Source organism: Pseudomonas sp. FFPRI_1 (assembly GCF_055384485.1).
The window spans coordinates 4359958-4372747 of record NZ_AP029168.1; the positions used below are offsets into that span (position 1 = coordinate 4359958).

Genomic DNA, 12790 nt, shown 5'->3' on the forward strand with positions numbered 1-12790 from the left:
ATCATTGCTCAGGGTTGCACTCACCGCAGGCCGTCAGGCCTCGACCAGGCAGCCCTGTTCCTTTATCGAGCGGGCCAGGAAGTCCGGCCACATCAGGCCCGGGCACTCGAGAAACTCTCGGGCCTTGATCTCCAGCTTCAGGTCTCGACGACAGCGCGCGACCATGTCCATCACCAGCAACGAGTCCAGGCCGAAGTCCATCAGGCTGCCGCCATCCTCGAGCTTGGCCCGGACCTGCTCGGTCTTGACCCCGAGCAACTGCGCGTACTGCTCCCAGACGTAGTCATCGAGCAGTGCCAGGGCGCCGGCGTCATCCACCCCTTCCAGTTGCTGCAGAATGTCGGCGTGCATGCTCTCCCCAGGTCGGCAGACGGCGACCTGGGCGCGGATGTACTGCAGCAGAGGTTGCGGCCCGCGGGATTCGAGCAGTGGCTTGAAGCGGTTCCAGTCGACTCCGGACACCACCATCTGGGGCAGGTCGCTGGCGAGGATCCGCGACAGCAGGCCGATGTTCTGCGCCGGCGCGATCTGCTTCAGTCCGACGCTGGTCAGGAAATTCAGCACTTGCTCGTCGAACAGGTGGCTGCTTGCCGCCCAGAGCCCCCAGTCGATCACCAGGGCACTCAAGCCCATGGCCCGGCGATGCCACGCCAGGCTGTCGAGGAACTGGTTGGCGCCGGCGTAGCTGGCCACGTGCTGCGATCCCCAGACGCTGGCGATGCTCGAGCACATGACGAAGAAATCCAGCTCCAGCTCCTGGGACAGCTCGTGCAACAGCCAGGCGCCTTCGACCTTGGGCCGCATGACCTGATCGAAGCTGGTGCTGTCGATGTCCTGCAGATCCTGCGGGATGGAGATCCCCGCCCCATGGAAAATCCCCTTCAGCCCTGCTCCCGACGATGCCAGCACGGCGAACACCCGGAGCATGTCCTGGCGTGAAGTGATATCTGCCTGTATGTAGTGCACCCGCGATGCCGCCGGACCAAAGCGGTCCAGCCCCGCCGCGACCTGCTCAAGGGGACGCCGGCCGGTGATGACCACCCTGGCAGCGCCTTGGTCCAGCAGCCATTGGCCCATGGCCAGGCCAATGCCGCCCATTCCGCCAGTGATCAGGTAGCTGCCCTGTGCACAGGGTGCATAGGCCTGTGCCGGCAACTGCGCGGCGCTGAAGTGGTTCAGGCGCTGCACGTAGCGTTTGCCCGGGCGCAGGCAGATCTTGTCCTCGCCGTCCGGGTCACTGACCTCTTCGGCCAGTGCCCGCGCCCATTCGGGGTCCCCGGGTGCCAGGTCGACCAGTGCTCGCCAGTGCTCGGGATGCTCCAGGGCCAGGGTCTTGCCCAGCCCCCACAAGGGGCCAGTCGCCACTTGCAGGGCCTGGCCGCGCTCCAGACCAATCGCGTTCGCCCCCTGGGTAATCAGCCACAACCTGCCGCCACGCTGACCCAGAGCGATCAGCGCCTTGAACAGCTCCAGCAGCGGGTGGTACAGCGTTGCCAGCAGGCTCGACAGGCTGTCCTGGGTGGTCTCGCCGGCATCCTCGATGTGCGTGCCGTCAAGCACGATGATCTCGCCAGCCAACGCCTGCGCGTCATCGGTGAGTGGCAGGTTCGGGTCCTCGGCCAGCGCGACCCGGGCAGCATCGAGCAGTACCTGCAGGCTGGTGATCCGCGTCCGGTGGCCGGCACGCTGCAGGTGCTCGGCCAGGGGCCGGGCAGCCTCCGGCGAATCGCTGACCAGGGTGAACAGCCGATCCTGTGGCGGCACCTCGGTACGCTGGCGCGGGCGCTCGAGCCAGTCGAGGCTGTAGAGCACATCCGGCTGGTAAACCGAGCCACGCAGTTGATCGTCACTGAGGGTTGCAGCAAACGTCACCCCTTCCAGGCTCCCCACGCACTGGCCATCGGCGTCGTACAGCACGCAGTCGAACTGCTGCGGATGCGCGGCACTGGCGGCAATGACCAGGCTCTGCGCGCGGTGCGTGGCGCAGCGGTTGGCGACCCAGCGGCGGATGCCAGTGATCGATCCTGGCGCATCACCGGGCACCGCCTGCCCCAGGTACTCGAGGATCTGCCCATGGCGGTTGCCGCAGGGGTCGGCGTCTGCGGGCAACTGCAGGTGGTAGACGAAACCTGCATCCTGGGTGGCCGCATGGCCCGGGTCCGACAGCGGCTCATCGGCGGTCGCGGGCATCGCCTGCAGGGTCAGCGACAACACCGGCTGCCAGGCGGCACCGGCGGCTTTTGCCCCATCGCTCAAGGCAGAGCAGCAGACTTCCCAGGCCGATGCAGACAACGGCTTGAGCTCAGTGAACAGGTGCAGCTGATCGTCGGGATGAAGCACCAAGCCATGGGTGATGCTCGCAAGGCTTACTGCGTAGGTGTCCAACTGCAACTGCGCGGCGATCTCATCGGTCAGGGTCGCCAGCAGCCGGGCCGGGCGCAGCAGCGCCAAATCGTTGAGGATCTCGCCGCCCAGGCGTTGCAACAGCGCACTGTCCAGGGTTGATTCGAATGCCGGGGTGGGGGCGTTGACCCGGTGCCCGAGCAACAGCCCAGCCTCCCCCGACACGCCGTGAGCCTGCTGCGCGGCGCCGCTGCCGGCAGTCTCAAACCAGTAGCGCTGGCGCTGGAACGCGTAGCTGGGCAAGGGTTGGCGCAAGGCCCCGTCATGCTCGTGCAGCCGGGCCCAGTCAAGGTTCTGGCCGCCAACGTAAAGCTGCGCGGCGGCCAGTCGCAGGTCCCTGGGTGGATCGCCGGCACGGCGCAGGCTGGCGAGGGCAATCCCATCGGCCGTCCCTTCGTGGCGCCCGATCAACGGCGTCAGGATCGCGTCGGGGGCTACTTCGAGGAAAGTCTTCACCCCCAGTTCTTCGAGCAAGGCAACGACCCCGTCGCTGAACCTCACGGTCTGCCGGGTATGCCGGCACCAGTAGTCCGGCGAGCGCAGGCTGGCAAGCGTGTGCGCCCGGCCGCTGACACCGGAGATGACCGGCAGGCGCGGCTCGCTGAAGGCAACCTGCGCCACCACCTGCCGGAAGGATTCGAGCATCGGCTCGGTGGCCGCCGTGTGGAACCCATGGGACACCGCCAGCCTGCGGACCTTGTGGCCACTGGCGAGCAGCTGTTCGGCCAGCGCCTGGACCTGCGCCAGCGGACCGGCCATCACCACATCCTGCGGACTGTTGATCGCGGCCAGCTCGATGGCGGTGCCTGGCAGGTCCTGGAGCACGGCGTTGAATGACGCCTCGCTCATCCCCAGTGCGTACATGGCCCCGCCCGCCGTCATCAGTTCCTGCGCCAGGCGCCCCCGCGCCTCCACCATGCGCAGTGCATCACTCAGGGAAATCGCCCCTGCCACGCAGATGGCGCTGATTTCACCGAAACTGTGCCCCAACAACGCATCGGGAATGATCCCCCAGTGCATCCAGAGACGGGCCAATGCATATTCGACGGCGAATATCGCCGGCTGGGCGTACCGGGTCTGCTCCAGGTAACGGTCACTGTCGGCCCCGGCGTCCAGGACCAGGGTCAGCAGGTCGACCTCCATCATCGGGCTCAACAGGGCCCGGCATTCATCGATCTGCGCCTTGAAGAATGGCTCGCTGTCATACAGCGCCTGAGCCATCGCCCGATACTGGCAGCCCTGCCCCGGAAACAGCATCGCCAACGGCGCCGCGGCGCCCTGGCAGCGGCCGTCGAACACATGCCCCACGAGTTTGCGCGAGGCGTAGGCCGCCAACTGCTGGCGCAACCCCTCCGGGCTGTCGGCAACGGCGGCGAAGCGATGGCCAAAATGCGCCCGCCCAAGGTTCGCCGTGTAGCACAGGTCCTTGAGTTCGAGCGAACTGTTGTCGGCGATGAAGCGCTCATAGCGCCCGGCGATCTGGCGCCGCGGCGTCTCGCCCTTGGCCGAGATGGTGAGCAGTTGCCAGGGGTTCTCGCGCCCCAGGGCGCGTTCCCTGAGCGGTGGCTCGCCCACCACCACATGGGCGTTGGTGCCGGTAACGCCAAAGGAACTGACACCGGCGTGCCGGGCTGTTGCCTGGCGCGGCCAGGCCGTCGGCTGGGTAACGACTTTCAGGGCCAGGCGGTCCCACTCGACTCGCGGATTCGGCGTATTGAAGTGGACCTGCGGAACCAGCGTTTCCTGTTGCAGGCACAGCAGCACCTTGGCCAGCCCGGTCACCCCGGCGACAGGCTCCAGGTGCCCCATGTTGGCCTTGATCGATCCCACCAGCAGGGGCGACTCGGCTGGCCGCTGCGGCCCCAGCACCGCATGCAGGGCATGCAGTTCGATCGGATCGCCCAATGCCGTGCCGGTGCCGTGGGCCTCGACATAATCCACCTCGCGGCCCTGGATCCCGGCCTGGGCCAGCGCCAGCCTGATGACGTCCTCCTGGGCATGGATATTGGGCACGGTAATGCCGCTGCTGGCACCGTCGTTGTTCACCGCGCTGCCCTCGATCACGGCCATGACCGGGTCCTGATCGCGCACGGCATCGCTGAGGCGCTTGAGGGCCAGGATCACGCAGCCTTCAGCCCGTCCGTAACCGTCAGCCGCGGCATCGAACGTCTTGCAGCGTCCATCGGGCGCGACTGCCCGCAGCTTGCTCACCAGGATGAATCCGTAGGGCGAGAGGATCAGGTTGACCCCGCCGGCCAGTGCCACCTCGCTCTCGTGGTTGCGCAGGCTGGTGCAGGCCTGATGCAGGGCCACCAGCGAGGATGAACAGGAGGTGTCGAGGACCACGGCCGGCCCCCTGGAACCCAGGGTGTAGGCAATGCGTCCGGCGACGAAACTGGTTTCGCCATAGAACTGATAGGCGTTGACGTCCTCGATCGGGCCCAACTGCTGGCGCAGGCGCACATAGTCATTGGTACTGACCCCCATGAACACGCCCAGCTTCTTGCCGTGCAGGCTGTCGGGGGCGATGGCGGCGTTCTCCAGGGCTTCCCAGGCAACCTCCAGGGCCAGCCGCTGTTGCGGGTCCATTCCTTGGGCTTCCTTTGGCGAGATGCCGAAAAAGCCCGGGTCGAACTGGTCGACCCCATCAATGAAGCCGCCACGCATGACGTAGGCCTTGCCCGGGGCCTGCGGGTCCGGGTCGTAGTAGTCGGTTCCGTACAAACGATCGCTGGGCATGTCGCCCACGGCATCGGTTGCGTTCTTCAGCAGGTTCCACAAGCGCCGGGGGGTGTCGGCGCTGCCCGGCAGCCGACACCCCAGGCCGACCACGGCGATGGGTTCGCTGGAGGCCGGGGTTTTGCCGGCCACCTTTTCCTTGAGCGCACGAATGGTGGTGATGGCTTGGGCAAGGCTCTCCTGCAGCTGTTCCTTGCTTACGTCGCGGGTCTCGTTATCCATAAAAAGCCTCGATCGATGATTCTCTGGCAGTGGTGATCCAGCCGCCGGTCAGTAGTTGGCGATGTCCCGCAACTCGTCCTCGAGCGCGCCAATCAACTCGGCCCGTGACAGTCCATTCAGGTCCTGGTGCTGCGATGCAGGTGTTGCCGATGCGGGCGCCGCCACCGGCTCAGGGGCGCCCGAGAGCCTGCCGATGAGGTAGTCCGTGACCTGCTCGATGGAGGTGTACTCGAAGCCGAACGTCGACGGCAGGTCGAGACCCAGCGCTCGGCCCAATCGTGAGCGAAGGTCCAGCGACATGACCGAGGACATGCCCATGTCGAAGAAGCCCTTCCTGGCATCGAGCGCCAGGCCATCGGCAAAACCGAATACCTGCCCGACGACTTCGCAGACCAGCGCCTGCATGGCCCGGCGCTGTTGCATGGGCGGCAGGCCGGCGAGCTCGCGCAGGCGTTGCCCTTGATCCGCGTCCGGCGCGCCGAGGTGTTCGAACAACGGCCAGGGCAGGACGCTCCGGTACAGCCCCTTGAGTTGCTGCCAGTCGACATTGAGCAGGCCGCACGGGCCCTGGCCAGGCCCAAGCAAATCAGCCACGGCATGCACGATCTGCTCACGCACCAGGGGCTGCAGGCCACTGCTGTGCATCGCCGCCCGCGCTGCCGGGTCGTGCTCCAACTCCTGTTCGCTCTGGGTGATGTGCAGCATCTGGCAATTCAAGCCCCGGCGCTGACGCTGGGCACACAGCCAGGCGCCATAGGCATCGGCAATCGCACAGGAAGCAAAACCGGCGCCGCCCAACAGGGAGGAGACACTGCCCAGGATCAGGAAAAAAGCCTGGGGGCTGTCGATGAAAGAGTCGACCCATTGCAAGACTTCAAGCTGCCGGGCCATCTCCTGCAGCCGGGCGCTGAACGCTTGCTCCTTGAGCGCGAGCGTCCGCCAGTCATGCCCCAGGTGGACAAAACCGGCGATGCCGTCTTGCGCCTGCAACGCTGCGAGCACGCGCTCCAGCGCTTGCCGGTCGACGGTTGCCTGGGTGCTGACCAGCAAGGGGGGCGATTCAGCCAGCTGCAGTTGCTCGGGCGCTTCGCAGAGCAGCAGCACGCGCTGTACGCCGCGCTGTGCCAGGGCAGCCAGTACCGGCTCCGGGTCACTCCCGGGGCTGGCATGAACCAGCACCGTGCCGTGCAAGGCAGGAGGCTCCAGGAAACGAGCGCCACTGGCTTGGTCCTCGAACAGGTATTGCACCTGGACCCGTGCACCGTGGATCGCAAAGTGATCATGGCTGGGCTGCCCATGCAGCAACTGGCACAGGCTGGCATAGCTTCTTCTGTCGCTGCTCGCAAGAGTGACCCGCCCGCCCCACCAGGCCGGATGTTCCAGGGCGAACATCGGTACCGCGCCCTGCCAGGTCGCCAGGGCTGCCGCCGCCGCGGGCCCTGCGCTATCGCTGGCGTGGAGGGCGAACCAGATCGGCTTGGCCTGGGCCCCGGCACTGGCAACCGCGGCGGCCAGCGCTTGCACCTGCCCGGAAGCAGTCGCGAAGGCTTGGCCGATACTGCCACCCTCCGCCGCAGCAGCCCCCTCGACACCGGCCACGATCAGCCCCAGGCAGGTGCTGTCTGCCGTTGCGCGACGCAGCGCCTGCATCAGATCCCGGGCCAGCGACGGTTGCCCGTGCTGCAGTTCGCTGACCTCGACCGCAAAGCCCTGGGCTGCGAACGCTGCGGCAAGCGGTTGCACCGCATCGCGGTGCCAGGCCAGTACCCTCCAGTGCCCCTGACGGCGGACGGTGCTTGTATCCATCAGCGGGTAGTCTCGCCATTGCTGACGAATCATCGGCCTGTCCGCCACGGCCTCGGCGCAATCGGCCCCGTACAACGAACCGGGAGAGGCAAACTGCGGCCCCTCGAACAACGCCACCTGGCACCCCTCTGCATCAAGGACCTGCAGATGATCGGGCCTGCCGGTGGCGCCTGCGGACAGCCGGACCCGCACCAGCGTCGGCAGGTCGGTCAGCACCTGGGCACGAGCCAAACCCAGCAGGGCTGCGGCGTGAGCCCCTTCAAACAGGTCGACCATGCTTTGCAGCAACTCGGCTTGGCGCCCGCTGGCCGTCAGCTCGGGGGCAAAGCGGTACCAGGCCTGCTGCCGGCCCCCGGGCGCACACTCGGACAACGCAGCCAGGCAGGCCGCCGAAGCCTGCTGCGGGGCTTCCTCCTGCATCGGTGCATCGGCGCAGGTTTCCCCGACCGGCTGAGCCTCACAGTCGACCAGTGTGCCGCGCAGGCAGACAAGGCGGTTCTGCGCCTGGGCGCCTTGCAGGGCCAGTTCGAACCTGGCAGTTCGCTCCTCGGTGAGGCTGATGGTCAAGTGCGTAATGATGCTCGCCTCGCCCTGCAACAGCACCGGGGTAATCTCCAGCTCGCGAACCTGCTGCACCCCGCGAGGCGTTTGCTGCGCAGCCTGGAGCACCGCGTCCAGCAGCAGGTGCACCTTCACCTTGCGCCCCTGGCCCAGCGTGTCGCAGTACTCGGCCTGGGGTTGCAGCACGCCCGACCAGTACCAGAGGCTGTCGGCGGGTTGCGCCTGAAATTGCAGACAGGGAGAGTTGGACCCTGCCGATGCGTGGGGCATCGGCGGTGCCGATAGGTTGGCGTCGATCCAGTAATCGTTGAGCTGCCACGGATAGCTGGGCAGTTCGATTGCCGGGCAGTCATCCGGCAGGCGCCCAGGGCCGGGCTGCTGGTCACCCCGGGAGAACGCCTCGGCCAAGGCTGGCCAGGCACTCCCAGGCTCAGGAACAAGACCCGACTCAAGCGTTGTGCCGGCAAGCCAGGCCTGCAACGCCTGGCTCAGTTCGCGGCAATCCTGTCCCTGCACGACCAGGCGCTCCTTGAACGCCGTACGCCGCACCAAGGCGTTGTAACAGACGGTCCGCGCAGCCTGTTCAGTGGCGGCCAGGAACGCTACATAGCGGGCGGCCAGTGCCGACAAGGCGGCCGGCGTGGCGGCGGACAGGCACAGTGACACCGGCGCCTCAGGACGCGGCAATGGCGTTGCCGGTGCTGCCTGGCAGCCCTTGAGCAGCACGTGCACATTGGTACCGGTGAACCCGAAGGCACTGATGCCGGCAATCCGCGATTGCGCCGGCTCCGGCCAGGCCACGGCCTGGCGCGCCAGCTGCAGGTTCATCGCCGCCCACTCCACACGAGTGTTGGCCCTGTGCAGGTGCGGTTGCGGCGGAATCAGGCCCTTGCCCACCACCAGGCAAGCCTTGATCAGCGCAGCGATGCCCGCCGCCGCTTCCAGGTGGCCGATGCTGGCCTTGATCGATGCCACCGTCAGCGGCGCACTGCCCGGGCAATCCTGGCGGTAGGCCCTGTTCAAAGCATTGAGTTCGATGGGATCGCCGAGCACGGTCCCGGTGCCGTGTGCCTCGACATAGCTGACCTGGGCAGCCTGGACCCCGGCATTGGCCAGTGCCTCGCAGATCAAGGCCTCCTGGGCCGGCCCGTTGGGTACTGTCAGCCCCGCACAGGCGCCGTCGTGATTGACCGCCGAACCGAGGATCGTTGCCAGGATCGGGTCCCGGTCCTGCTCGGCCTGCGCCTGGCGCTTGAGAATCACCACCCCACAGCCCTCGCCTCGACCGTAGCCATCGGCGCTGTCATCGAAGGCCTTGCTGATGCCGTCCGGCGACAGTGCACCAGCCTGCCCCATCGATTGAAAGATCGAGGCCGATGCAATGACATTCACCCCACCGACGATCGCCAGGTCGCATTCCCCCGAACGCAGGCTGGTGCAAGCCAGGTGGATGGCCGTGAGCGACGACGAGCACGCGGTATCGACCGTCAGGCTGGGTCCGCGCACACCGAGAAAATGCGAGAGACGCCCGCAGATGGCCGAAAACGAGCTGCCGGTGCCGTAGTGAGCATCCACCCCCTCAGCGCAGTTCAGCACTCGGGCTTCGTAGTCATGGGAGTTGGCGCCGACAAACACGCCGACCCGCTGATCCAGCAGTGCCTCCTGCCTGATGCCCGCGTGCTCCAGGGCCTCCCAGGCGACCATCAACAGCAATCGCTGCTGGGGGTCCATGCTGCGTGCTTCCTTGGGAGAGATCCGGAAAAACCCTTCGTCAAACCCTTCGGGTCGTTCGATCAGGCTGGCAAACCGCGGGAAGTTATCCGCCAGGGCTGCCCCGGCCAGACGCGACGCCGGGACCGGAGCCACGGTCGGTGTCTGCTCGAGCAACAGCGTCCAGAGCGCCTCGGGGCTATCGGCGTGAGGCAGGCGACAGGCCATGCCAACCACCGCGACGCCGCCGTCAGAAGGCGCCACCCCCTCGAGCTTGAGCGGGGTGCTCTCGATCTTGCTGGACAGCAGCCCTTCCAGATAGTGTCCGAGCCGGTTGATGGTGGGGTAGTCGAAGCCCACGGTTGCCGACAACTTGAGGTCAAACTGCCGCTCCAGCTTGCGCCTGAACTCCACCAGGGAAATAGAGCTCAGGCCCAGCTCGAAGAAACCGCGATCCGGGTCGGGATCGGCGCAGGCTGCACCGACGATCTCTGCCAGCAGCACGCCGATCTGTGCGCGCACATCCACCCTGGGCGAAGCCGCGACTGGTTCGCTGCTCTTTACCGCCGGCCCTGGCAGCGGTTGCACCACCTGGCTCAGCAGTACGTCATTGGCCTGGGCGCAGACATTGCCATGCGCGTCATACACCAGCACCTGGGCTCGCAGGTCCGCCAACGGCAGCGCCTGGGCCGATGCCGGCGCGGGGGTGAACCAGTAGCTGTGGTGCTGCCAGGGATAGGCCGGCAGTTCGAGCGCCGCTTCCCTGGGCTGGTAGGCTTGCCAGTCGGGCACCACGCCCTTCTCGTACAGCCGGGCAACAACGTTCGCCAGTTCCAGGGCTCCATCGCCCTGCTTGTGCAAGGCACCGCAGACCAGCCCCTCGACTCCCTTGTCGGCCAGGGTCTGATTGATCGACGCCGCCAGTACCGTGTGGGGGCCAATCTCGACGAACAATCGGTGCCCTTGCGCCACCAGGTGTTCGATGGCGCGATCAAAGCGCACGATACCGCGGGCATTCCGCGCCCAGTAGTGGGCATTGGCTACGATCTGCTCGCCCACCGGGGCACTGGTGGAAACCCAGGGCGTTTGCGCCGCTTCGACCGGCAGCGTCTGCAGCCCGGCGTGGATCGCCGTCAGACAGTCTTCCATCTGATAGGAATGGAAGGCGTATTCGGCGGGCATCAGGTAGGTAAACACACCCTCGCCGTTCAGTTGCTGTTCCAGCGCCTGCACTGCCTGCGGGCTACCCGAAACCACGCAACTGTTGCGACTGTTGACCACCGACAGCTCCAGTTGTGGCTCACCGGCCACTCGCTGTTCAAGGGATTCTGCAGGCAAGCCCACCACCAGCATCCGTCCTTGTCCCAGCGTGTCCTTCATCGCCTGGGCGCGGTGATGGATCACCTGCACCGCCGACGCCAGGTCCAGTGCCCCCGCGCAGTAGGCCGCGGCCACCTCCCCCATGGAATGCCCGACCACTGCCGCGGGCAGCACGCCCCACTGGCGCAGGCATTCGCTGATCGCTACCTGAATGGCGAAGATGCAGGGCTGGGCGAACTCCGTCAGGTGCAGCCGGGAAGTACTGGCATCGCTGCGCAGTTCGGCCTCGACAGACCACGAGGCCCACGCCGCCATGGCGTGATCGCAGCGGCGGATCATCGCCAGGAAAATCGGTTCGCGCTCCAGCAGGTCCCGGCCCATGCCGACCCACTGGGCGCCCTGCCCGGTGAACACGAACACCGGGCAAACCTCCTCCTCGTCGTCTGTCAGGCACGCCGAACGCGGGGCCGCCAACTGCGCCAGTTGGGTCTTCAGCTGGTCGGCCGTCGAACCGACTACGGCCGAGCGATAGGCGAAGTGGTCACGACGGTGGATCGCACTGGCGACAAAGGCCTGCAACCGCACCTCGTCCTGCTCAGGCAGGTGGGTCGCATAGGCCCGGGCCTGATCGACCAGCGCCGCCGCCGATTTCGCCGAAACCGGCAGGATCCACGGCCTGGCCCCTGGTGATGAAAGAGCCTTGGCGCCTGCTTGCCGATAGGCGCCAGCATCCTCGAGGATCAGGTGCACATTGGTGCCACTGAGGCCAAAACCGCTGATCCCGGCCAGGCGCCGCCGCTCCGGCAAACGCTGGAGCTCGGTGGGTATGCACAGCCTGGAGCGCTTCCAGTCCACCAGTTCGTTGAGTCGCGTGAGGTGCAACTGTGCAGGCACCTCGGCGTGTTCGAGGACCATCAGGGTCTTGATCACACTGGCCATACCGGCCGCGGCGTCCAGGTGCCCGATGTTGGCCTTGACCGAGCCCACCAGCAGCGCGCGTTCACGTCCCTGGAACACACGCTCCAGGGAGGAGATCTCGATGGGATCGCCCAGCGGTGTTCCGGTGCCATGGGCCTCAACGTAGTCGATGTCGTCCACCGTCAACCCGGCGACCTGCAAGGCTTCGCTGATCACCGCCGCCTGGGCATTGGCGTTTGGCACGGTCTGGCCGGCACTGGCGCCGTCCTGGTTGATCGCCGATCCACGGATCACCGCCTGGATCGGGTCGCCGTCACGCAGGGCATCCGCCAGGCGCTTGAGCACAGTCACCCCACACCCTTCGCCACGGACAATGCCGTCGGCCGCCGCGTCGAATACACGGCAGCGCCCGCTGGGCGAGATGGCCCTGATCTGACTCATGTAGATCGTCAGGTCCGGCGCCAGCATCAGGTTCACCCCGCCGGCCAGGGCCAGGTCCGCCTCGCCGGCCTGCAGGGCGCGGCAGGCCAGGTGCATGGCGACCAGGGAGGAGGAACAGGCGGTGGTCACGGTCATGGCCGGACCATGAACCCCCAGGTGATAGGCGATTCGCCCCGCCGCGAAACTGAATTCCTTGCCTGCGGCGTAGTAAGGGTTGATCTGCTCGATACCGGCCTCACGCGAGTGCAGGGCCAGGTAATCCATGCCCAGCATGCCGACATACACCGCGGTCCGGCTGCCCTTGAGCTGTTCGCGGCTCATGCCGGCGCGGGCGATGCTCTCACAGGCGACTTCCAGCAGCAGGCGCTGCTGGGGGTCCATTTCCTTGGCTTCGGAGGCGCTAATACCGAAGTAATGTGCATCGAAGCGATCAATGTGGGGCAGGAACGCTCCCACCTTGCAGTAGGTCGTCCCGGTTTCAGCTGCGTGTTCATCGTAGATCGCCTCTGTATCCCAACGCTGGTCAGGCACCGGTCCGACAAAATCGGTCCCAGCACGAAGGAGTTCCCAGAATGCCTCGGGAGTCGATGCGCCTTTGGCAAAGCGGCAGCCACTGCCAATGATTGCAATGGGTTCAAATTCCATGGGCGCACGGGCATCCATTCAGTCA

2 protein-coding genes are annotated in these 12790 nt (G+C 66.4%); both read right to left on the minus strand.

Annotated elements, in window-relative coordinates:
• Positions 1-33: 33 nt before the first annotated feature.
• Entirely contained in the window at positions 34-5364 is a 5331-nt protein-coding gene (locus ACZ5BO_RS19295; RefSeq protein WP_464696142.1) for a type I polyketide synthase, read from the minus strand.
• 48 nt (positions 5365-5412) lie between these two features.
• On the minus strand, positions 5413-12783 hold the full coding sequence (locus tag ACZ5BO_RS19300) for a beta-ketoacyl synthase N-terminal-like domain-containing protein (protein WP_464696143.1): 7371 nt from the start codon (positions 12781-12783) through the stop codon (positions 5413-5415).
• Between the last annotated feature and the right edge of the window lie 7 nt (positions 12784-12790).